Genomic DNA, 23,185 nt, shown 5'->3' on the forward strand with positions numbered 1-23,185 from the left:
AAACTTTTCAAGTTGATTGAAGCGTAAGGTGCTCGACTCCCCGCCAGCCCCTCGGAAAGCGAGCACCTGAAGCGAAAATCAACCAGCACCCACTAATGGCATCGGTTTTCTAGCACGCTCTTTTCTACACAGTTTGTTCTGCAAAAGACCCCAGTTGAGCTTTCCCCTTCTCAATCTGCACCTTCACCTGCTCAAACCCAGTACCACCATACGAATTCCTTCTCTCAACTGCCGAATAAGGAGTCAAAATCGAATAAATATCCTCCTCAATCAACGAAGAAAACTCACCATACGTCTCCAAAGAAACATCCTTCAGATAACAGCCCTTCTCAATACAATACAACACAAGCTTCCCAACAATTTCATGAGCCTGTCTAAAAGGAATCCCCTTCGTTGCCAAGTAGTCAGCAAGCTCCGTCGCATTGGAGAAATCATTCCCGACCGCTTCCTTCATCTGTTCACTGTTCACCTTCATCGTCGAAATCATGCCAGTGAAGATCTTAAGGGATCCCACCACGGTCTTCACCGTATCGAACATCCCTTCCTTGTCCTCCTGCATGTCCTTGTTGTAGGCAAGCGGCAAACCTTTTAACACAGTAAGAAGGGAAATGAGATTCCCATTCACCCTGCCCGTCTTCCCTCTGACAAGCTCCGCCATATCAGGGTTCTTCTTCTGCGGCATGATGCTGCTTCCCGTCGTGAAACTATCATCAAGCTCGATGAATCGAAACTCTTCCGTAGACCACAGGATCATCTCTTCCGCCAGGCGTGAAAGATGAGTCATCATGATCGAGCTGTTGCTCAGGAATTCCAGGATGAAATCACGGTCACTTACGGCATCAAGACTGTTTTCATAGTACGAACCGAAGCCAAGGAGATCGGCAGAATATTCACGGTCGATCGGGAAAGTCGTTCCCGCCAGTGCACCGGCACCCAGTGGAGAAATGTCGATTCTCTTGAGGGAATCCTGCAATCTCTCCTTATCGCGGTTCAGCATCCAGAAATAACACATGAGATGATGGGCAAACGAAATCGGCTGGGCACGTTGAAGATGAGTGTACCCCGGAATGATCGTTTCCACATTTTCTTCTGCCTGCACGATGATGGCTTTCTGGAAATCTTCAACGAGCTTAACGGCTTCCTCCACTCGTCTTTTTAAAAATAAATGCATGTCGGTCGCAATCTGATCATTACGGCTTCTACCTGTATGAAGCTTTCCGCCGACTTCGCCAATCAAGTCAATCAGCTGCTTCTCCAGATTCAGATGAATATCTTCATACTCCACGGAAAATTCAAGCTCATTCTTTTCAGCCTTACCGTACAGCACATGAAGTCCATCGAGAATCTGATCGGCTTCACTCACCGTCAGAATCCCGCACTTCTTCAACATTTTTACATGTGCGACGCTGCCTTCAATATCTTCTAACACAAGCTCCTGATCGAAGGAGATGGATGCATTGAATTCATCCACCCACTCTTCAGGCTTTTTGGTAAAACGTCCTCCCCATAGCTTGCTCATAGGGTCACTTTCTCTTTCTTTTCAGCATTGACCATGGAAGACACCTTTGTTGGAAGACCCCATAGTTGAATGAATCCAACGGCAGCATCATGATCGAATTCATCCGCTTTTGTATACGTTGCAAGGTTTTCATCATATAAGGAGTTCGGTGATTTTCTTCCTTCCACGATGGCATGGCCTTTGAATAACTTCACGCGTACAACACCATTCACATACACTTGCGTTTGATCCAGAAATGCCTTCAATGCTTTATTTAATGGAGAAAACCATAGTCCCTCATAGATTAATTCGGTCATTTTTTTCTCGATCACCGGTTTGAAATGAGCAATCTCTTTCACCAATGTCAGATCTTCCAGTTCTTTATGTGCCTTCAATAGGGTCATGGCAGCCGGGCATTCATACACTTCACGTGACTTGATCCCAACCAGGCGGTTCTCCACATGGTCGATACGTCCAACTCCGTGCTTACCAGCCAACACATTCAGCTTCGCAATGATCTCATCCAAAGGATACGCAACGTGATTCAGTTCCACAGGCACTCCTTTGGAGAACGTGATTTCAACTACATCCGCTTCATTCGGTGACTCTTCAATGCTCGCTGTTAGATCATAAGCATCTTCCGGTGGTGCAGCCCAAGGATCCTCAAGGACACCGCACTCATTGCTTCTGCCCCAAAGATTCTGGTCGATGCTGTATGGGGAATCCAGATTGATCGGGATTGGAATCCCCTTCTCTTTCGCATATTCAATTTCCTCTTCACGTGACCATTTCCATTCACGTACCGGGGCGATTACTTCTAAAGATGGATTCAATGCCGCGATGGACACCTCGAATCTTACCTGATCATTTCCTTTTCCCGTACAACCATGTGCCACAGCCGTTGCATTTTCCTGTTCCGCAACCTCCACAAGTTTTTTCGCAATCAACGGTCTTGATAGAGCGGACACCAGTGGATATTTCCCTTCGTACAGTGCATGACTTTGGAGAGCGATAAGCGCGTAATCATTCGCGAATTCTTCTTTCGCATCAATCACATAACTTTTGGACGCTCCCACCGTCAATGCCTTTTCTTGTACAAAATCAAGGTCCTTTCCTTCACCCACATCCAGGCAGCATGCAATGACTTCATATCCTTTTTCCTTTAACCATTGAACCGCAACTGACGTATCTAAACCACCTGAATAAGCTAAAACCACTTTTTTACTCATCCGTATCTCCTCCTGTTGATTTTCTATATAAATGAATATTTATTCTTTAAGATGAATTTATATTAGCAGTTTACAAGAAATACATCAATACTTATTCATCAATTTGTATAATTATTTTATGGACAAATTGTGAGATCCCCTTCGGACTGGGCTTACGGGCATAATTATTGTAGGATGAAAGAAGAATGAAACGTAAGGAGCATCCAGAAAGATGAGGAACGAATTTTTTTCATATGATCAAAGACTTGGAATCCACCTTCCCGTTATGCTGAAGGAATGGACGATGTATTCTTCGGAGGAACAGGAAGTGATTCTCCTTGAGTGGGAGCGTGTACGGGGAACGATTCCGGACCGGATTGGGGAAATCGATGTGGAGATCGAACGCCTGCAGGAGGAGTTGGCTCAGGAAGATGATTTTGAACGTTCCTGTATAATCAACAACGAAATCTCTGAACGGGCTTCGGAAATCAATGATTTATGGCTCTGGTACCGAACCAATCCTGAAAAAACAAAAAGGGAATGATGTGATGACCACATCATTCCCTTTTTATTATTGTTCATTTTTCTTATCACGCAAATAGCGATACTGATAATACTTTTCCGCAAAATCAGTGATCTTTCTCGAAAGCTGATAATTGGATCCCGCTCCAATAGCAATACTGACGAGAGGCAGACCCGACCACTTCTTCCCTTTAAACATGGTAATCGCCATCGCTTTCAGCGCCTGCTTCATGGATCCTTCCAGCCACGTGTAATCCGTCAGCTGTTCCGATCCATCGTAGAAGTAATTGGAATCCTTCTTGTTCAAGTCTTCCATCAGGTCATCCCACGCAAGGGCCCGAAGTCTTGCCGGCAGGGTCGCTGCATGAAACACCTTCAATGACGTCATCATTTCAAACGGTGTCTGAACATCAAATCCATAGGTAATCGCGATAAGCTGTACCGAACGGAGATTGATGACGAGCATCGCCGGCAAATCCGACCCAAGTGCCACCAAGCCGCCGGTCCCCGTCACTCCTCCTTGAAGCAGGGAGTAGATGCGGTGTCGTCCCGCATGCTGTTCCGCTATGTAATGAAGCTGATCAATCGTTAAATAATGCAAATCCTCCACCGTCTGAATGTCCTGATTAAAGGCCCGCGCCGTCACCAGAATGCGCTCACGTGCATCATTTTGCATCTGTGAACCTTGAATCAGAGAGTGCATGTGAAACAACCAGCCATCCAGCCGCTGAAAAAATTGCTCCTGAACATCTTCAGGAATCGATTCAAACGCGTAATCCAACCACTTCACATATGTATGCTCCAAATCATTCGCTTCATATTCATATAGTTCATCTCTCCACGCTTTGATCGACTGCCATACCTGCTTATCCCGTTCTGACCAGTTCACTTCTCCCCACTCCTAACATTCCTTGAATTACGTATAGTATATCATATGTGGGTGGGAGAATTCTTTGATTGTGGGGTGAGTGGTGGGAATAGTCTGTAAATTATAATTGTGAGGTAATAAAATCTATTTTTATCCGTTGCATTCGACTGATTTTGATAAAAAGAGCTTTTTTCAAAACTAATATACCCCAATTCCATACCCCTGACCCTATACCGGACGTGTGAATACTATTATATAAGCCAGTTTTAATCATTTATAAGCCACTTTTTAAAATTATAAGCCAGAATTTTAATATATGAGCCGGAATCCTAATATATAAGCCGGATATCAATTATTTAAGCTCTTTGTCGAAAAATCTCAGTTAGTATAAAACCACTGACTAAATTATACTAAAAAAAACGGGACCACCATCCAAGGCGGCCCCGTTTCATTTATTAGATATTCCCTTTTTCCACAACATCACGAGCAATCATGACTTCTTCATTCGTAGGAATGATCATAACTTTAACTGGTGAATGTGGGTAGTTGACGAATGCTTCTTTTCCACGTACTTTGTTGCGAGCAGGATCCCAGTATACGCCCATGAATTCCAAGCCTTGAAGGACTTTTTCACGGATTAATGTACTGTTTTCACCGATACCCGCTGTGAAGACAATCGCGTCTACACCATACATACGAGATGCATACGAACCGATGTATTTATGGATACGGTTGGCGAATACTTCAAGAGCCAGTTCCGCACGCTCGTTACCTTCTGAAGCCTGCTGCTCGATGTCACGAAGGTCACTTGAGAATCCAGATACACCAAGCATACCGGACTTCTTATTCAGGATGTTTAATACTTCGTCAGCTGTTGATCCCGTTTTCTCCATGATGAACGGGATAAGAGCCGGGTCAATATTACCTGAACGAGTTCCCATGGCAACCCCAGCTAAAGGGGTGAAGCCCATGGACGTATCGATGGATTTACCGCCTTCGATAGCAGCGATACTTGCACCATTTCCAAGGTGACAAGAAATCAGGCGTACTTGCTCTTCCGGACGGCCAAGCATTTCAGCCGCACGCTGAGATACATACTTATGGGACGTACCGTGGAAACCATATTTACGGATGCCGAAGTCTTCATAGTACTCATAAGGAAGGCTGTATAAGAATGAGCTTTCCGGCATAGATTGGTGGAACGCCGTATCAAACACTGCAACCGCAGGAACATTCGGCAATACGTTTTGGAATGCTTTGATTCCTGTTAAGTTTGCCGGGTTATGAAGTGGAGCCAGGTCAGAAAGCTCCTCGATTTTTGTCACGACTTCGTCTGTGATCAGAACGGAATCATTGAAAACCTCTCCGCCGTGAACAACACGGTGACCGATTCCATCGATTTCATCAAGTGACTTGATGATGCCAAAGCCTGTCAGCTTTTCAAGCAGCATTTTAACGGCTACTTCATGGTTCGGGATATCCGTTACTTCTTCACGTTTTTCATCGTTCACTGTAATATTGAAAACCGCATCGTTCAATCCGATACGTTCAATCAAACCTTTAGTAATGACCGTTTCTTCAGGCATATCAAAAAGCTGAAACTTCAAGGAAGAGCTTCCAGCATTAATTGCAATCACTTTTTTTGCCACGTTGTATCGCTCCTTTTGTATTCGATCTATCGACTCTTACTTTATTCTGTTCATTGAATCGTTTTTTATCTCTCAATTCCCCATTAAATCACTGACTCCACCCTATTTCAAGAAAAAGCTTGAAATGACATCGTTTTCATGTTAAATTAAATATTTTCGCAAAAGTTTGAATACGAAAAGCGGAAGGGCTTTGCCCAGAGGCGACAAGCATAAGGCGAGAACACCGGAAAGGCGGCCTTTTGCCTTTTTGGTGTTCTTGACTTATGACCTCGAGCCTCTAAGCCCTGGAGCTGGACCTTCGAAAGGCGGAGACGGCTTGGTCAGGCCCGACAAGCATATGATGAATGGGCCAGAAAGGCGTACTTTGCCTTTTTGGTCCATTTAGCTTATGACCTCGAGGGACTAGCCGTCGGAGCTGGACATGTCGTGGTGTAAGAATCGGTGCAGATTTTGTCGCTTTTCGTAAAACGGTCGATATATTGAAAATACGGTTGATAAAATGAAAAAAGGTTGATATATTTCTCAAAAGGTCGATAAATCCAGATAACGGTTGATAAATCCAAACAAGAGGTCGATAAACTCCTCATCTTCTGCATACCCCCAACACCACACCAATAAAACACCAACAAAAAAAGACCGCCCAAAGGCAGTCTTTATTTATTCTGTACCAACCATTGATCGATCTTCGATAGGATGTCCTGAAGGGCTCTCTGATTCGAAAGGCTTGGTAGTTGCGCAAGCAGTACCTCTTTAGGAGGCTTGATTCCTTCTTTTTTCTTCTGAAGGATCAGGATGCTCTTCGCCGAGTTTTTATTTTTAAACAGGGAAAGCGGCAGCTGCAGGAAGCCCTGGATGTCAGCTTTCTCTTTCAAATACCCTTGAAGCTGTGCGCTGTGCGGGGATTCAAATAATCCGTTTGGCACGATGAAGAACAGGTATCCTCCGTCTTTCGTATGCTTCAGGCTTTGCTCGATGAACAGGTGATGGGCGTATGAATGTCCTTCTCCCGCTTTCAGCTCATAGTCCTGGGCACGCAGGTCATTCGGATAATACCCGATCGGCAGGTCGCAAAGGACAAGGTCGACGGGATCGATGAACAACGGTTCCAGTGAGTCCTGATTAAAGAGCTGCAGTGGATGCTTCTGAAGATCCGCTCCCACATACGCGAGCTTGATGAGCACTTCGTCAATTTCCACACCAATGGACTGGGTTTCTTTTCCCGGCATTTGGTTTAAGACCGTCGTCAACAGGTTCCCGGTTCCGATTGCAGGGTCAAGAACTGTCAGCTTGTTCATGTCTGCCGTGAATTTATTGACGAGATAGCTGATGAAAAGTCCAAGTGAGTCCGGCGTCATTTGGTGGTTCGGCTGTACGTTTTCTTTCATTCCTTTTAAAATCGCGAATTGAAAGGCTTTACGGATATTTTCATTCTCAAGTTGAGGAAGATTCACTTCATCATATTTCTTGTTAAGACGTTTCTTCGTCAGTTCACTGACTTCTTCCTGAAGGACATCCCCCTGAAACAGGTTTTCCCCCGTTTCGGCCACGGCTTCTAAATAACTGCAAGCCAGTTCCTCTTGCAGTAAGGTAGCCGTTTCATCTATTATTCCAAATAATGATTCGACTGGCGAATTAATCATCGGCATTCATTCCTTTATCTCAATTTCATTCATCTATTGTACCGTTGTCCCTTGTGTTTGTAAAAAAACAATGCTGACCATCGGAAAGTCAGGTCAGCATGTCGTGAGAAATATTCTGTTTAGACAGGATTATTTCGCGTTTTTCACTGCTTCAACGGCAGCATCGTAATCCGGGTGGTTCGTTGCTTCACTTACATATTCCACATAGGTTACTTCATCATTGCTGTTTACAACGAAGACAGCACGTGCAAGAAGACGAAGCTCCTGGATGTGTACGCCGAATGCTTCACCGAATGAAAGGTCGCGGTGATCGGATAACGTTTGGACATTTTCGATTCCGTTCGCTCCGCACCAGCGCTTTTGAGCGAATGGAAGGTCCACTGAAATCGTCAATACTTCTACATTATCAAATTTCGTTGCTTCTTCATTGAATTTACGTGTCTGTGCATCACAAACACCTGTATCGATGGAAGGAACGACACTGATTAAACGTACCTTGCCCTTGGAATCATTCAGTGTGACTTCTGAGAGATCATTAGCTAATACTGTGAAGTTGGGTGCTTTGTCTCCTACTTTTACCTCATTACCTAAAAGAGTGACAGGGTTGTTCTTAAACGTGATATTTGCCATTATTTGTTCCTCCTCTATAAATAGTATGTACATTTTCATAGTACAGAAAAAGTCAGGGGGAAAGCAAATCATAGGGGTCACTTCTACAAAAAAAGATGAGCTCACTCATGACGAGTAAGCTCCTTATCCTTTATAGATCCAGCTTATGATTTTGATTGTGTTGACCGTTGTTATCCTGCTTGTTGTCGTCCTTTTTCATCATGCCCTGAATCTTCTCAATGGCACCTGGAGCCAGGTCCAGCAGGCGATCAATCAAGTGAGTGCTTTCATCTAAATGAAGCATTTTGATTCCTTTCGAGCTGACGATCAGGAACGCGATCGGCGTAATGGAGACACCGCCCCCGCTACCTCCGCCAAACGGTTGCTGCTTCTGGGAAGATTGATTGCTTCCGCCATTGCCTCCATCTGCGCCTTTGCCGCTGTCGTCCTTACTTTTACCGTCGATGATAAATTCACTACCACCTGCAGCAAATCCAAATCCTACCTTTGAAACGGTCAGGATGACGCTTCCATCGGGTGTTTCAACGGGATCACCGATGATCGTATTCACGTCGATCATTTCTTTTAAATTTTCCATTGCCGTGGTCATCAGACCTTCAATCGGATGTTCTGACATGTGAAGACCTCCTAGTTAAACTGAATGTTTTTCTCCAGAAATGGTGGAAAGGGGCTTCGTCTTAAACCTGGCCCTGCCGCCTCTCCAGTACCGAAGTATCTTTAAACCTACTAGGATAGCATTCCCTATGCGAAACTGGATAATACATGAAAATTGCGTTTGAATCACCGCATGCTGAAATGTCGGCGTGACTTCTATGACAGGCATGGATTGAAGGCGCATATACCCGCTCAAGATTCCGATGATGCTCCCTTTCATTCCCCAGATCATCCCGGTTAACGCCCCTGTCGATGCTGCATCCCCACTGCCAAATAGAGTCTTCCAATGGACATGATCCAATTTGACTTTCTTAAGAAAGCCCCTGATGATCCGGTGCATGGACTGGACGTGAAGAACGACTTCCTTCGTATCATTTAAACTCGCAATAAAATCATGGGGCGTAATTTTCTTTTTGGATGCCTTTTCCTTGGAAGGATTGCTCTCGTTCCCTTTCTTCGTCTCTTGTTCGACGACAACATTCGGGCCATCATCATCAAGCTTCACCAGCGGAATATCGATCGTATATTTGATCAAACCGAACCAGGCCCTCAGCTTCACCTTAAAATGATCATTGTCATTTCCATGGTATAAGGAAATCGTGATGGTCAGCTTCGTGATAATAAGAATGAATAATAGAAAAATAATAAGTGCCGCAATAATGATTAACGTCCAAATCCACCAGCTCATAAATTCACACCCTTCAACCTCTTATTATGGCCTTTGTGGGGGAAAATAAACTTGGTGGGGTGGAATTTGCAGTGAAAAGTGGTTCTTGGGGCAGGGTCCTGAGGGTGATTGCGTCATTTTGGGTGGTGATTGCGTCATTTTTTGATTAATTGCGTCATTTCGTCCCTTGATTGCGTCATTATTTCATTAATTGCGTCATTCCACCACGTAATTGCGTCTTTTTCCACATAAAGGTAAAAAAACAAACCCGCCTCATCAGCAGGTTTGCTTCTCTTCATCATACAGCCGGAGTAAACTCCAGCTTCTTCTTTTCCTGAACCACAGTGGTATCCGCAAACAAATCATGGATTCCTTGCTTCTTATTCGTAAACGCCACGACCACGTATAAAATAAAGACGGTCGTGGAGATGAACCGGCCGATCAGTTCCCTGAACAGGATGGTTCCCCATGAGGGTTTCGCGCCATTCAGCTGAATGACCCGGATGCCAAACACCATTTTCCCAATCGTCTGACTGAAGTATTTTGTCATTAAAACGAAATACCCGTAGAACACGATACTCGTCAAAATGGAGATCGGCGCAAACATCGAGCCGTCGGATAAGGAAATGTCCAATAGTTTAAAAATCGGATTCACAATCAGTCGCGTTATGCTTCCGATGACGATCAGATCCACAAGATAGGCCCAGAAGCGGATCCAGAATCCTGCCAGGTAATAACCGTCACGCGGAATTATGCCTGAATAGTCAGGTGAAGTCGACTGGACTTCGATATGTTCCCGTGTTTCGTTTTGTTCAAAGCTTTCACTCACTTCATTCACCTTCCTTATTCAGAGTATAGATACATCAATCGTGGAGAATTCGGATGCGAAAGAAGCTTCATCAGTGCCGCTGCTTCCATATCCTGACCCATCATTTTCTTTGCACCCATACTGAAGAATTCAGAGAAAGGGTCACCTGCACTGTATTCAAATACTTGTGCATCTTTTAGTTTATAATCTTTCTTCATCGCTTCAATCGTGTCTTCCACATAACCGAATTCATCAATCAAATTGACTTCCTTCGCCTGGATCCCATCATACACACGTCCGTCTGCGATCTTTTTGACATCCGCTTCCGACATATCACGGCCTTTCGCAATGACATCCACGAAGCCTTCATAAGAATTGTCGATCATGGATTGAATGATCTTACGTTCTTCATCGGTCATCTTACGTGTTGGACTCATGATATCTTTATACGGTCCACTTTTGATTGTGACAAAATCAACTCCGTATTTTTCTGCGAGTTCTGAATAGTTGATGCTATGCATGATCACACCAAGAGAACCTGTCAGCGTTTCTTTGCTGGCGAAGATCTTTGTAGACGGTGCCGATATGTAATAGCCTCCGGAAGCTGCCGTGCCGCCCATTGATACATAGATCGGCTTCTTCGTCTTTTCCATGATCTCGACCAGCTTCGAGTGGATTTGTGCGCTTTCCACCACTCCGCCGCCTGGAGAATTCACTTTCAAAATGATCCCTTTAACGGATTTATCTTTTTCAACGGCATCGAGTTTATCCATAAAAAGCTCATGGTTATAACCCGGGCTTTCAAATAAGGAACTTGCCCCGCCCGTATCCTGGATGACACCTTCCACTTCAAGGACCGCGATCCGTTTGTTCGCATTTCCTTCATCGATGATTTTTTCAGAGAAAGGGGTGTCCGTCCCTCCGAACATGTCTTCAAATGCTTGATTCACATCACCTGTCACAGCAGAGGTCGCAAAGTTGACGATTACTGAAACAAAGAATAATCCACCAGCGATTCCTAATGCCGTCCACCTTTTTGCATTCATCTGTATATTCCTCCCTTGTTTACCCTATCTTATGTAAGGATATGAATATCATTCTCACGCGTAAACATGATAGAATATTCACTAAGTTAGATTCTAGCAAAACTTGATGGAAATTGGAAAAATTATCTTTTATCTATCTGGGAGGTACATACTATGAGTAACCGTCGAAATATTTATTTCTATGCACTGCAACAAGAAGGAATGCAGACAAAGCTCGATCAATTGTTTGAATTGGCAAGGCGTTATGATTTCAATATTGTCGAATCCCCAAAAACCGCTAATATCATTGTCAGTATCGGAGGCGACGGAACCTTCCTGCAGGCCGTCCGTCAAACCGGTTTCAGACAAGACTGCCTGTATGCGGGCATTTCAACAGGCGGCACCTTGAGTATGTACTGTGACTTCCATATTAATGACATATCCAAGATGATCGAAGCCATGACAACCGAGCAGATCGAAGTACGCAAATATCCGACCATCGAAGTGACCGTCGATAATCAGACATCCTTTCACTGCCTGAATGAATTCAGCATCCGCTCCGGTATCATCAAGACCTTCGTCATGGACGTCTTCATCGACGACAAACATTTCGAAACATTCAGAGGCGACGGCATGATTTTCGCCACCCCGACGGGAAGCACTGCTTACAATAAATCCGTCAACGGTGCCGTCGTCGATCCGATGCTCCCTTGCATTCAGGTGAGCGAAATGGCTTCCCTGAACAATAACCGTTATCGTACCCTTGGATCTTCCTTCATTGTCAGCGGTCAGCGCCGCCTGGTTCTGAAGATCGTCCAAGACGGAAACGATTATCCAGCAATGGGAATGGACAATGAAGCATTAAGCATTCAGCATGTGGAAAAAGTCGAAGCCAAATTGAGTGATAAGATTATTAAAACGGTGAAATTGAAGGATAATTCGTTCTGGGAGAAAGTGAAGCGGTCGTTTTTATAGGTTTTGAGGGGTGTGGCGGTTGCAAATGAGTTAGTTTGTGCTGAATTTTGGTTGGATTGCGGCAGTTTGAACGGGTTTTGCGGCACTTCGGCTTATTGTTGCGGCACTTTGAATGAGTGTTGCGGTACTTTAATCGTTTGTTGTGCCACTTAACGCCAAACTCGTGCCACTTCCACCATCTCCATTTAAATCGCACACCAAAAAAGCGCTCCAGTTCTAAAACTGGAGCGTTCTTCATTATGCCGACAACCTAGCCTCTCTCCTCCGCTTCCTTGCATACTGCACCCGCGAAACGGTAAAGATCGTCAATGCCAGCCAGATAAACATGAATGAAACGAGATGGGTCATCGAAAACTCTTCGTGATACATCCAGATGCCGAGGATCAAGGTGATCGTCGGTGCGATGTATTGTAAGAAGCCGACCATATATAAAGGAATCTGCTGTGCGCCTTTTGAAAAGAACAATAATGGGATCGCCGTTGCAGCCCCTGCTCCCATGAGTAAGAGGTCCGTCCCTCCCGATACATGGAAAAGGGAAAGGGTTCCTTCGTTGTACATGTAGCCTAGGTAGATCAAGGAGATCGGCGCGATGGTCATCGTTTCAAGTGTGAGTCCGATGGATGATTCGACCTGGATGAGCTTTTTGGCTAAGCCGTATAGTCCGAATGAGAAGGCGAGTCCGATGGCAATCCAGGGGAATTCCCCGTATGAAATCGTCAGGATCAGAACACCGATAGCTGCTAATCCGAATGAAACGATTTGAGCCTTGGACAGGCTTTCTTTCAGGATGAATACGCCCAACAGGACGCTGACCAGAGGATTAATATAGTAACCTAGACTTGCTTCGACCATCTGGTTTGTATTCACGGCCCATATATAGATGAACCAGTTCGTACTGATCAATAATGAAGCAAGCAGCAGGGCGAATAGCTGCTTCTTTTTCGTCAGTGATGTTTTTAAATAGCTGGTAAAGTCCTTCCAACGCTTGCTGACGAACAAGAAGAGGAGCATGAACCAGAATGACCAGAAGATGCGATTGGCGAGGATTTCATTTGCTGATACATGATTCAGCCATTTCCAATAGATCGGCAGGATCCCCCACAGAAAATAGGAAAAGGCCGTATACAGGATTCCGGCTTGATCTTGCTTCATAAAAAAACACCCCCAAAACTATTTCTATTCCCGAAATATCTCCATTATATCGGTGAATAGTTTTGGGGGCAACGATTATTTATTTTTTTTATATACGATGGTTTCGTCCACGATGGTCATGTCGACGACTTTGCCGAGTAATTGATCTTCTTCCACTTCGAATGGATTAATATCCAATACGGTAAAATCGGCCGTGTAGCCTTCCTTGATCTCTCCACGATCGTCTTCATGGTGACAGGCATACGCGCTTCCTTTTGTAAAAAGGGATATTGCTTCATACATGGTGAGCTTTTCCTCAGGTCTATACTCGGTTTTATCAGGATCCAGCGGGTTGGTACGGGTGACGGCTGCATGGATGCCCCAGAGCGGGTTGATCGGTTCGATTGGTGCATCCGATCCGCCGGCGCATGGGATCCCTTCTTCCAGGAGTGTTTTCCATGCGTAGTTAAACCTCATATTTTCTTTCCCTAACCGGTCGATCACCCATGGGAAATCCGACGCCACAAATCTCGGTTGGATATCAAGGATGAGTGGCAGCCCTTTGATTTTCTCGATCAATTCTTTACGAAGGATCTGGGCATGGATGAGACGGTCGCGTCTATTATGAACGGATGGCGCCTCTAGTATTGCATCCACAACATTTTCAAAGGCTTGATCCCCGATTGTATGGACCGCGATCGGCAATTCGTACTTTCTTGCCTTTTTCACAAGTTCCAGAAGCCTTTCGTTTGTGTGGATGCTGACACCGTGCGTACTTGGATCATCGGCATACGGATAGCTCAGGAGCGCCGTTCTGCCACCTAAAGCTCCGTCTGCGAAAATTTTCATGGCACCGAATTCAATGAATTCATTTCCTCCAAGGAAGTGATGGCCATCTTCCTTCCAATCTTCAATCACTGCATGATGGACAAGGAGATGGGCCCTGAACTTCTTATCGCTGACGGTTTCAAGAAAAGCATTATACGTTTTCTTGAAGTTTCCGTAGTAACTCAAATCCTCGGTGTGGCCACCGACCAATCCGTGTTCCCAGCAGCTTTCGATCCCTTTTGTCAGGGCCTCGACGAGATACTCGGATGAGATGGGCGGCAGGGCATCGATCATCAGGTCCTGTGCCTTATCCTTTAATAATCCATTGAGCGTTCCATCATCATGTTTTTCGATTAGCCCCCCTGCAGGATTCGCAGTGTGTTCATCGATTCCGGCATTCATCAGTGCCAGCGAGTTTACGACCATGGCATGGCGACAGATCCGCTTCAATAGAACCGGATGATTCGGGACGACTGCGTCAATCTCCTGTTTCGTCAATACGGCCGCATCACTCCACAGGTTCTCATTCCAGCCTTCCCCAATGATCCATTTCCCCTTTTCCAGTCCATCAGCTTTTTCCGTAATAGCGTCCAGTACTTCACGCTTGCTGTTCATACTGGAAAGATCCAGCCTCATCAACGTTTCACCGTGACCGATCAGATGCATGTGACTATCGACAAATCCAGGGAACATCACTTTCTGATCTAGATCCACCACTGTATCAATCGTAAACTTCTGCTCCAATTCATCAGAAGTGCCTAATCCTTTGATATGGCCATTTTCCGTATAGACCGCTTCCACTTGATGACCTTCTTGCTGCATTGTATAGATGGTTCCGTTTTTCCATAAAGTACCCATGATGCATTTCCTTCTTTCATAAAAGTCTATTGCTCAAATGTATCATATTATAGAAAAATTCTGAAATGAAAAAAACCATAAAAATAGAGAGCCTTATAGGCTCCCTATCGGTGATCAGTTTTTCACTGAACTTAATTCCTTTTGTCTCAGCTCGATCCTTCTAATCTTACCGGACGTCGTTTTCGGCAGTTCCTTCACAAATTCAATCTTACGCGGATATTTATAAGGTGCCGTCAAGCTTTTCACATGCTCTTGAAGGGAAGGGATCAGTTCGGGATCTCCTTGATCCACATCTTCGCGCAATACGACGAATGCCTTTACGATCAATCCCCTTACTTCATCAGGGCTTCCAACAACGGCACATTCCTGTACGGATGGATGCTTGACCAGTGCATCTTCCACTTCGAATGGTCCGATCGTGTAACCTGAGCTGATGATGATGTCATCTCCGCGGCCTTCGAACCAGAAGTAGCCGTCTTCATCCTTCTTAGCTTTGTCTCCAGTAATATAATAATCTCCCCTGAACTGCATGGCCGTGCGTTCAGGATCTTTATAATAATTTTTGAACAGGGCAGGTGTTTCTACGTGAACCGCGATGTCCCCTACTTCACCTACTTCACATGGATAGCCTTCCTCATTGATGATTTCAACACGGTTTCCTGGTGTCGGTTTCCCCATGGATCCCGGCTTCAGTTCCATGCCCTTCATAATTCCAACAAGGAGCGTGTTTTCGGTTTGCCCGTATCCATCACGGACTTCGATCTGGAAATGTCGCTGGAATGCATCGATGACTTCCCTGTTTAACGGCTCTCCTGCCGAAACGGCGCTGTGCAGGTGATCAAGGTTATAAGTTCCCAGGTTATCCACTTTTGCCATCAGACGATACTCCGTCGGGGTGCAGCACAGAACATTGACTTGATTATCCTGAAGCATCTGAAGGTATTTATTAGGGTCGAACTTCCCTTGATAGACAAGCCCGGTAGCTCCTGAACCAAGGACAGACAGGAAAGGACTCCAGATCCACTTCTGCCAGCCAGGACCTGCCGTCGCCCATACTGTGTCACCTTCTTCAATGCATAACCACTCACGAGCTGCTGTTCTTAAATGAGCGTATGCCCATCCGTGAGTATGTACAACTCCTTTGGGATTCCCCGTCGTTCCTGATGTGTAAGAAAGGAACGCCATGTCATCACGTTTTGTATCAGCGAAGGCTAATTCGTCAGAAGCGGATTTCATCTCTTCTCGAATTGCAATCCAGCCCTCCTGTTTTTCACCCACTACGAACTTCTTCAGGTTTTCCATACCCCTTACGTTCTCGAACTGTTCTACGAATGGCGAATAAGCTACGATCCCCTTTACGTCTCCATGATCGATGCGGTATTCCAGATCTTTCGTACGAAGCATTTCAGAGCTAGGAATCACCACGAGCCCGGATTTTAATGCGGCCAGATATACGGCGTACGCCTCGATCAGACGTGGAACCATGACAAGGATGACATCTCCCTTTTCAAGACCCGTCCCCAAGAAAACGTTTCCAACTTTATTTACATTTTTCAATAATTGCGCATATGTAATGTCTTCTTTATTTCCTTCTTCATTCTCCCATTTGATTGCAAGCTTCTCTTGATCGCTTGCAAACTTCTCTACTTCCTCTACCAGATTGTATTTTTCCGGTGCAATCAATTCTTCCCTCTTCACTTCTGACTCCCCCTTGTTTGTCGATTCTTCTCTATTATACAAAATAATTTAAATTTTTTAAATTGTTTGGTTATATTCGATTACCTTCAAAATGTGAGTTTATTCGACAAAGGGAGCATATCTATATGGGTATGGTGCAATTATTTTCAGCTTTTTTAAAAAAACAATAAAGAAAAAGCATTAGTACAAGTAGCTAACACAGATCACTTCAATCTCTAAAAATGATGTAATTGGAGTGAGTATAAGAATACACTTGGAAAGTTGATTGGAGCGGAAGGTGCTAGTCCAAGGAGGATCAACTCACGTCCCGCGGAAAGCGAGCACCTGCAGCGGAAATCAACCACTACTCGCTGCTTTAAAGTATTTTGTATAAAAAATAGAAAAGGAGCGGGAATCCCGCTCCTTTGTAGCCATTGTATTTAATTATTTAGAGTATCCGCCACCGATTTGTTGTTCAGCCATTTGAACTAAACGTTTAGTGATTTCACCACCTACAGAACCGTTAGCGCGTGCTGTTGCATCTGGACCAAGTTGTACTCCGAATTCAGAAGCGATTTCGTATTTCATTTGGTCGATTGCTTGTTGAGCTCCTGGAGCTACTAATTGATTTGAACTGTTGTTTGCCATGTGTTTTCACCTCCTTGTTGAATATAGAATGTGTAAAAACACATGGCTTCATACAAGGAATATCGTTGGTAAATTATCCTAAATTTTTAGAGTAATTCGTTAAAGGTTTTTTCTGACTCTGAACCCGTTGAACCGTCGATTGTGATCGTTTCTGTACCGTCTACTGCTTCTTTAAGTAGAGATTCGAAATCAACGAAGCTTTCATAATACTCCACTTTTTCTTTTTTTGGTCTCGTTTTTGGAGCCGGCGGTGTGAAGATCGTACAGCAATCTTCGTATGGAAGAATGGAAATGTCATGGGTACCGATTCTTTGGGCGATATCGATGATTTCCAGTTTGTCCATGGCAATGAGCGGTCTTAATACGGGTGTATTGGTGACAGCGTTGATTGCTTCCATGCTTTCAAGCGTTTGACTTGCCACCTGACCGAGGCTTTCGCCGGTGATCAGCGCGCGTCCTTCATTCTTCTCACGAATGGCGTCCGCGATCTGCAGCATCATTCGTCTCGTCGACGTCATGGTGTAATTTTCCGGGACCTGATCATGGATCGTTTGTTGCACCTTCGTAAACGGGACGATGTGCAGCTTCACTTTTCCACTAAAAGCAGACAGCTTCTTCGAAAGATCGATGACCTTTTGTTTTGCCCGTTCACTTGTAAATGGCGGGCTGTGGAAATGGACCGCTTCGATTTCCACTCCCCTTTTCATCGTAAGGTAACCTGCTACGGGGCTGTCGATTCCTCCAGAAAGCATAAGCATCGCTTTCCCGCTGGCACCGACTGGCATCCCGGTGGATCCCTGGTAAATTTCAGAGGAAAGATAGACGCCTTCTTTTCGTACTTCTACATTGAGCTGGATATCGGGATTCTTCACGTCCACCTTGAGTCCGTCCAGGTTGCGAAGAATGTAGGATCCAACCTCATAATTCAGTTCATTGGTATCCAGTTCAAACTTTTTATCGGCTCTACGGGCAGAGACTTTAAAGGTTGTTCCGGGTGAAAAGCTCTTTTCGACGAGGGCCAGTCCCGATTTCTTGATTTCCTCTATGTCCTGAGGGACTTTCACGACAGGGCTGAATGACTGGATTCCGAAGATCTTCTGGAGTCTCGGAATGATCTCCTCCCCGTTTTCGTCTCCCAATTGGATATGAAGGCGATCCCTGCTCGCTGAAACGGAAATCGTCGGGAAATCCTTTAATGCTTGAAGTATATTTTCACGAAGCTTGGCCGTGAACATTTTACGGTTTCGTCCTTTGGTTGAAATTTCACCATATCTTACGAGTATGCGATTATATTTCATCTTGATCTCCTCATTGTGTGTTGTAATAAATCTATTTCATTTTTGAGTAATGTAATAAATTCTCTGCATTCTTCTATTGTATTATGGAACGACAGGCTGATCCGGATGGAATTGCTTGCAAGGCTGTCCGGTACTCCCATGGATAAAAGCGTCTGACTCGGTTTACTTTGCTTTGATGAGCAGGCACTTGTTGTCGAGAGATACACCTCATGACGATCCATGGCATGGATCAGCACTTCTCCTTTAAAATCCCGAACTGAAAAATTCAAAATGTGTGGAGCGTGATCATTTATTGGTGTATGAATCGTCACACCCTCGATTTTCTCCAACTCTCTCCTAAGAAATTGTTGGTTTTCTTCCATTATAACCAACTTCTGTTTACTTTCTTCTGTATGCATCCTGAGTGCCTTTGCAAAGGATACGATTCCACCTGTGTTTTCCGTACCACTGCGAAGGTTTCCTTCCTGCTCCCCACCAGAAAGGATTGGCGAGAGCTCAAGCCCTTCCCTTACAAATAGCATACCGGTCCCTTTGATACCATGGATTTTATGAGCGGAAATGCTGCATAAATCGATAAGCTTTTCGTCGAGAATAAGAGGGACTTTCCCGCATGCCTGAACAGCATCGACATGAAAAAGGATCCTTGGATGTTGTTTAAGGATGTTCGCAATTTCCCTGATGGGCTGCACGCTTCCGATTTCATTATTGACCTGCATGACCGAAACGAGGATCGTATCTTCCTGTATCGCTTTTTCCACGTCGGAGGGACGGACCTTGCCTTGGTCATCCACATCCAGATACGTCGCGCTATACCCGAATGCTTCCAATTGCTTAAACGCGTTGATGACGGAAGGATGCTCGATATTGGTCGTAATGATATGTTTCCCTCTGTGACCGTATTGGAGAGCCGTTCCTTTTATTGCAAGATTATTTGATTCAGTTCCTCCAGAGGTGAAAAATACTTCTTTTGCCTTTATACCTAATAGAGAAGCGACCTGCTCCCTTGATTGTTGAATTAACTTTTCCACCCGGCCACCGAATGAATGGATGGAAGATGGGTTGGCATAATAGCTTTCGTTTACCTTTAGGAACGTGTCCAGGACTTCCTTATATGGTTTGGTTGTCGCACTATTATCAAAATAAATCAACGTATACACCTTCTTCTACATGACACTGACTTTACTCAATCACTAATCTTACCATAAATCATCCCTATCCCAAATGAAATTCATTTCGGCTGAGGGATAAATTATAGTAGAAACAGAATCCAACAAATGGTTCACAATAAATTATTTTTCATTTTCCAAAAATTATTATTGAAAAGTGACAGGATTTTTGCGAGAATCTAAAAGGAAATAAGAGCAGAAGTTATTTAAATATACTAAATTGCAAGACTATTTAGTATTTCGACATTTTTCTATACACTTATGATACGATATCTTTTGCTTATGATAACGATTACAAACGGAGGGGTATATATGAACGAGAAAGCGCTATCATTTAGCCAGATCTTAACGATCGGATTAATGCTCTTCGCTCTATTCCTAGGTGCCGGGAATATGATTTTCCCACCATTTCTGGGACAACAGGCAGGAGAACATGTATGGACGGGGATTCTTGGCTTTCTTATAACGGGAGTAGGCCTTCCTTTACTTGGCGTCATCGCCATTGCGAAATCCGGAGGTGACCTCCAAACCCTTGCCAACCGGGTACACCCGCTTTTCGGACTTATTTTTACCATTGTTATGTATTTGGCCATCGGGCCGTTCTTTGGAATTCCACGTACCGGTACTGTGGCGTATGAAATCGGGGTCATTCCCTTCTTACCGGAAGAAACAGCGAAATACGGCACTCCTTTACTGATTTACACGATCATCTTCTTTGGATTGACGGCATGGCTTGCGATGAATCCATCTAAGCTCGTGGACCGAATCGGGAAGATCCTGACACCATCCCTGATTGTGATCCTGACCATCTTGGTAGTTAAAAGTATCATCAGTCCGATGGGGGATTTCGGTGCACCTCACGAAGCGTATCAGGATGGTCCATTATTCAAGGGATTCATTGATGGATACCTTACGATGGATACGATCGCAGCCCTTGTGTTCGGGATTGTGGTGATCAACTCCATTAAAGACCGCGGCATCACAAGTAAATCCAGTTTGACTCGCATCACGATCATCGCTGGATTCATCGCGGCTGCCGGACTTGCTCTTGTTTATTTATCCTTAAGCTATATCGGTGCAAGCAGCACGGATTCCATCGGTGCCCAAGCCAACGGTGGAGCGATTCTTTCCGCTGCAGCAAGCCATTTATTCGGATCGATGGGTACGATCATCCTTGGACTGGCGATTACGTTTGCATGCATTACGACATCCGTCGGACTTGTTTCTGCATGTTCACAGTATTTCGCGAAGATCCTTCCAGTATCTTATCCGAAACTGGTCATCATCATCTCTGCATTCAGTATGATCATTGCCAACATCGGATTGACTCAGTTGATTGCTGTATCTTTACCTGTGTTGATCTTCATTTATCCATTGGCCATCGTCTTGATACTTCTATCGTTCATGCACAATGGATTTAACGGCTACTCCCTCGTTTATGTGGGTGCTTTGATTCCAACTGGACTGATCAGTTTGATTGATGGCATCAAAACGGCTGGCGTCGATGTGACAGCTGTCAGTCAATCACTAGAATTCCTGCCATTCTATACACAAGGAATCGGTTGGATCGTTCCGGCCATGATCGGGGCCATCATCGGATTCATCATTGCCGCACTTGCAGGACAAACAAAACGGACAATCGAAGCAAGCTGATTTCCGTCACTTTACGAAAAAAAGGACTGATGTAGATAAAACTACATCAGTCCTTTTATTTATCATTCACTCTCAAGATCCATCATTTTCTCGATCTTCTTCAAAGCGCCCGGCTCCACTTTCTCGATGGTTGTGGCCGCTTCTTCCAGTGCTTTTCGATAATCATATTGACGGAATGCTTCTTCAGCCGTCTGAAGCCCTTCACGTACGGAGCTGTATTTGCTGCGGTAACGATTGCCGTATTGAATGATTTTCTCCGATAGGAGGACATTCTCGATCAGGTCTCCTGTTTTCGTATAGAAATGATCGACGGTATCTTCGGCCCCTAGTAATGTTTCCTGTACGAACTTCATATTTAAAGGCTTTTCCGTCAGGCTCGCATTCACCTGTTCGATCTTTCGGTGTACCTCATCCAGAAGATCTTTGTAATCAGCCGGTAATCCAGGTACATTGCTCTTTGAGAGCATGCGGCTTGCTTCCGCAACCTTCTTCTTGAGTTCCTGAATTTTCTCCCTAGTGGCTAATTCATCTTTCCGAAGATTCTGCAGATAGCCGGAGAATTCACTCTGCTGCTGATTCAGCTCTTCGAGTCCATTTCTGATTTCCTTCAATTCATCACTCAGATTCGAAAACGCGGTAGCATTCGTTTCTTCTTTTTGCATCAGCATTTCATGACGCTTAGAAAGCTGAATGATTTTCTTATCGATCTCATTCGGCGTACTAAGGTCTGTATCATGAAGATGATACCCTTGTTTCACGATGCTTACTTCCGATTGAATGTCATCATTATCTTCTTTGGCCTTGATCAGCCCTTCAGTCGTTTGGTCTCTATATTGCTCTACAAAATGCTTGGCATGAACTTCTTTCTCCAGTAAATCATAGAGGTTCTCGACCTTGACTTTGATTTCCTGTATGCCCGCTTCTACTTCTTCTACCTGAAGCTCTTCAAGATTCTTGTTGAATTGTTGTAGCGTTTCATTTAAGGATGCCACTTCTTTGTCCACTTCAATATGGTCAAGGATATAGCCCTGATCTTTCATTTCAATATATCCAGCCTCAAGCTCGGACAGTTCGGAAGGCAGGACATTTTCACAGTCGGTGATCAGTTTCGGCACTGTCTCCATCTTGTAGGAAACTGTTTTTAATTCCTCTGCAAGGCTAAGGACGATTTCCCGTGCATCAAGATAATTCCCCTGTTCAGTCAGATCATTGAATTCATTGATTTGTTCAGAAAGTTGATCGAGGAGATTTTCTATGTGCTTAGCCGTTTGACCGTATGTATGTCGATACGCGAGGAGCTGCTTCTTGCTGTTTCGGAATTCTTCCTGAAGAGCCTGAATTTCTTCACGGTTCTTTTCTTCACTGCCGACCAGTTCATTCAGTTCTTTCAGGATCTGTTCAATCTTCTCTTCGGTTTCGGTCAGAACCTGATCGATTTTGGCGAGGACCTCTTTGGTTTTAGTAAATCGAAATTTATCGGTGTACTCTTCTGCATCGAATAGTAGTTCTTCAACCTCAGGAAGCTGCACAGCAACAATCTCATCCCATCCCTGTCTCCAGCCGTCAAACAATTCTTCTGTCTGACCCGTCATATTCAGTTGCTTTACTCTGGAAAGCTCGTCTGAAACCGGTTTGTTCATAATATCGATTTTCCAGGCTTCATAGCGATCAATTTCAGCGTAATATTTCTTTCTAGAGATAAATCCGATAAGGAATACGATTAAGATAAGTATTATTCCAGCGATGACGTATTGCATCTTAAGCCCCCTGTTCAACTATTCA

The 23,185-nt window shown here is 44.5% G+C and carries 20 protein-coding genes; 3 read left to right on the plus strand and 17 right to left on the minus strand.

The window, feature by feature from the left end; all coding sequences use genetic code 11:
• Positions 1–124 precede the first annotated feature (124 nt).
• Positions 125–1,519, minus strand: coding sequence for an argininosuccinate lyase (argH, locus tag ACIGG7_RS09220; protein ID WP_397549569.1), 1,395 nt, complete (start codon positions 1,517–1,519; stop codon positions 125–127).
• Positions 1,516–2,727, minus strand: coding sequence for an argininosuccinate synthase (locus ACIGG7_RS09225; RefSeq protein WP_397549570.1), 1,212 nt, complete (start codon positions 2,725–2,727; stop codon positions 1,516–1,518). Before ACIGG7_RS09225 ends, argH begins: the two co-directional genes overlap by 4 nt.
• A gap of 211 nt (positions 2,728–2,938) precedes the next feature.
• On the opposite strand from ACIGG7_RS09225, the gene ACIGG7_RS09230 reads away from it, so the two are divergent.
• Complete coding sequence (locus ACIGG7_RS09230; protein WP_397549571.1) at positions 2,939–3,250, plus strand: hypothetical protein; 312 nt, start codon at positions 2,939–2,941, stop codon at positions 3,248–3,250.
• Between the two features lie 27 nt (positions 3,251–3,277).
• On the opposite strand, the gene ACIGG7_RS09235 is transcribed toward ACIGG7_RS09230, so the two are convergent.
• The 8 genes from ACIGG7_RS09235 to sppA form a co-directional block, all read right to left on the minus strand.
• Positions 3,278–4,117 carry an EcsC family protein gene (locus ACIGG7_RS09235; protein WP_224939601.1) on the minus strand — a complete coding sequence of 280 codons (840 nt, stop codon included), beginning with the start codon at positions 4,115–4,117 and terminating at the stop codon, positions 3,278–3,280.
• Between the two features lie 434 nt (positions 4,118–4,551).
• Positions 4,552–5,745: an acetate kinase gene (locus tag ACIGG7_RS09240; RefSeq protein ID WP_224939600.1), complete on the minus strand. Its 1,194-nt coding sequence runs from the start codon at positions 5,743–5,745 to the stop codon at positions 4,552–4,554.
• A gap of 653 nt (positions 5,746–6,398) precedes the next feature.
• Complete coding sequence (locus tag ACIGG7_RS09245; RefSeq protein ID WP_397549685.1) at positions 6,399–7,382, minus strand: class I SAM-dependent methyltransferase; 984 nt, start codon at positions 7,380–7,382, stop codon at positions 6,399–6,401.
• A 132-nt stretch (positions 7,383–7,514) separates the two neighbouring features.
• Positions 7,515–8,015, minus strand: a complete 501-nt coding sequence (tpx, locus tag ACIGG7_RS09250) for a thiol peroxidase (RefSeq protein WP_148996118.1) — start codon at positions 8,013–8,015, stop codon at positions 7,515–7,517.
• 130 nt (positions 8,016–8,145) lie between these two features.
• Complete coding sequence (ytfJ, locus tag ACIGG7_RS09255; protein ID WP_397549572.1) at positions 8,146–8,631, minus strand: GerW family sporulation protein; 486 nt, start codon at positions 8,629–8,631, stop codon at positions 8,146–8,148.
• 15 nt (positions 8,632–8,646) lie between these two features.
• Positions 8,647–9,357 (minus strand): DUF2953 domain-containing protein, encoded by a 711-nt coding sequence (locus ACIGG7_RS09260; protein WP_224939598.1) that lies wholly within the window; start codon positions 9,355–9,357, stop codon positions 8,647–8,649.
• Positions 9,358–9,634: 277 nt separating this feature from the next.
• A complete protein-coding gene (locus ACIGG7_RS09265) occupies positions 9,635–10,174 on the minus strand; it encodes an RDD family protein (RefSeq protein WP_397549573.1) in 540 nt (179 codons plus the stop codon).
• A gap of 5 nt (positions 10,175–10,179) precedes the next feature.
• The gene (sppA, locus tag ACIGG7_RS09270) at positions 10,180–11,190 is read right to left on the minus strand and encodes a signal peptide peptidase SppA (RefSeq protein ID WP_397549574.1); all 1,011 of its coding nucleotides are present in this window, start codon (positions 11,188–11,190) and stop codon (positions 10,180–10,182) included.
• A 153-nt stretch (positions 11,191–11,343) separates the two neighbouring features.
• Between sppA and ACIGG7_RS09275 the strand changes: the two genes are divergently transcribed.
• Positions 11,344–12,144 carry an NAD kinase gene (locus ACIGG7_RS09275; RefSeq protein ID WP_397549575.1) on the plus strand — a complete coding sequence of 267 codons (801 nt, stop codon included), beginning with the start codon at positions 11,344–11,346 and terminating at the stop codon, positions 12,142–12,144.
• 237 nt (positions 12,145–12,381) lie between these two features.
• Here the strand turns inward: ACIGG7_RS09275 and rarD are convergent, their stop codons facing one another.
• The 6 genes from rarD to ACIGG7_RS09305 form a co-directional block, all read right to left on the minus strand.
• On the minus strand, positions 12,382–13,296 hold the full coding sequence (gene rarD / locus ACIGG7_RS09280; RefSeq protein ID WP_397549576.1) for an EamA family transporter RarD: 915 nt from the start codon (positions 13,294–13,296) through the stop codon (positions 12,382–12,384).
• Positions 13,297–13,371: 75 nt separating this feature from the next.
• The gene (locus ACIGG7_RS09285) at positions 13,372–14,961 is read right to left on the minus strand and encodes an amidohydrolase (RefSeq protein WP_397549577.1); all 1,590 of its coding nucleotides are present in this window, start codon (positions 14,959–14,961) and stop codon (positions 13,372–13,374) included.
• Between the two features lie 114 nt (positions 14,962–15,075).
• Positions 15,076–16,659, minus strand: a complete 1,584-nt coding sequence (gene mbcS / locus ACIGG7_RS09290) for an acyl-CoA synthetase MbcS (protein ID WP_397549578.1) — start codon at positions 16,657–16,659, stop codon at positions 15,076–15,078.
• Between the two features lie 423 nt (positions 16,660–17,082).
• Entirely contained in the window at positions 17,083–17,286 is a 204-nt protein-coding gene (locus tag ACIGG7_RS09295) for an alpha/beta-type small acid-soluble spore protein (protein ID WP_034765764.1), read from the minus strand.
• Between the two features lie 86 nt (positions 17,287–17,372).
• A complete protein-coding gene (gene thiI / locus ACIGG7_RS09300) occupies positions 17,373–18,584 on the minus strand; it encodes a tRNA uracil 4-sulfurtransferase ThiI (protein ID WP_397549579.1) in 1,212 nt (403 codons plus the stop codon).
• Positions 18,581–19,732 (minus strand): cysteine desulfurase family protein, encoded by a 1,152-nt coding sequence (locus tag ACIGG7_RS09305; RefSeq protein WP_397549580.1) that lies wholly within the window; start codon positions 19,730–19,732, stop codon positions 18,581–18,583. The genes thiI and ACIGG7_RS09305 overlap by 4 nt, the downstream gene beginning before the upstream one ends.
• Before the next feature lie 330 nt (positions 19,733–20,062).
• Between ACIGG7_RS09305 and brnQ the strand changes: the two genes are divergently transcribed.
• Positions 20,063–21,403: a branched-chain amino acid transport system II carrier protein gene (brnQ, locus tag ACIGG7_RS09310; RefSeq protein ID WP_397549581.1), complete on the plus strand. Its 1,341-nt coding sequence runs from the start codon at positions 20,063–20,065 to the stop codon at positions 21,401–21,403.
• A 62-nt stretch (positions 21,404–21,465) separates the two neighbouring features.
• Here the strand turns inward: brnQ and ezrA are convergent, their stop codons facing one another.
• On the minus strand, positions 21,466–23,160 hold the full coding sequence (gene ezrA, locus ACIGG7_RS09315) for a septation ring formation regulator EzrA (RefSeq protein ID WP_224939589.1): 1,695 nt from the start codon (positions 23,158–23,160) through the stop codon (positions 21,466–21,468).
• Between the last annotated feature and the right edge of the window lie 25 nt (positions 23,161–23,185).

This window comes from Rossellomorea sp. NPDC077527 (assembly GCF_044542955.1).
GTDB lineage: Bacteria > Bacillota > Bacilli > Bacillales > Bacillaceae_B > Rossellomorea > Rossellomorea aquimaris_E.

Coding starts and splice junctions, on each gene's coding strand:
- tpx (WP_148996118.1), bottom strand. CDS start 8,015: ATGGCAAATATCACGTTTAAGAACAACCCTGTCACTCTTTTAGGTAAT.
- ACIGG7_RS09260 (WP_224939598.1), bottom strand. CDS start 9,357: ATGAGCTGGTGGATTTGGACGTTAATCATTATTGCGGCACTTATTATT.
- brnQ (WP_397549581.1), top strand. CDS start 20,063: ATGAACGAGAAAGCGCTATCATTTAGCCAGATCTTAACGATCGGATTA.
- thiI (WP_397549579.1), bottom strand. CDS start 18,584: ATGAAATATAATCGCATACTCGTAAGATATGGTGAAATTTCAACCAAA.
- ezrA (WP_224939589.1), bottom strand. CDS start 23,160: ATGCAATACGTCATCGCTGGAATAATACTTATCTTAATCGTATTCCTT.
- ACIGG7_RS09285 (WP_397549577.1), bottom strand. CDS start 14,961: ATGGGTACTTTATGGAAAAACGGAACCATCTATACAATGCAGCAAGAA.
- ytfJ (WP_397549572.1), bottom strand. CDS start 8,631: ATGTCAGAACATCCGATTGAAGGTCTGATGACCACGGCAATGGAAAAT.
- rarD (WP_397549576.1), bottom strand. CDS start 13,296: ATGAAGCAAGATCAAGCCGGAATCCTGTATACGGCCTTTTCCTATTTT.
- ACIGG7_RS09230 (WP_397549571.1), top strand. CDS start 2,939: ATGAGGAACGAATTTTTTTCATATGATCAAAGACTTGGAATCCACCTT.
- ACIGG7_RS09295 (WP_034765764.1), bottom strand. CDS start 17,286: ATGGCAAACAACAGTTCAAATCAATTAGTAGCTCCAGGAGCTCAACAA.
- argH (WP_397549569.1), bottom strand. CDS start 1,519: ATGAGCAAGCTATGGGGAGGACGTTTTACCAAAAAGCCTGAAGAGTGG.
- ACIGG7_RS09225 (WP_397549570.1), bottom strand. CDS start 2,727: ATGAGTAAAAAAGTGGTTTTAGCTTATTCAGGTGGTTTAGATACGTCA.
- sppA (WP_397549574.1), bottom strand. CDS start 11,190: ATGAATGCAAAAAGGTGGACGGCATTAGGAATCGCTGGTGGATTATTC.
- ACIGG7_RS09275 (WP_397549575.1), top strand. CDS start 11,344: ATGAGTAACCGTCGAAATATTTATTTCTATGCACTGCAACAAGAAGGA.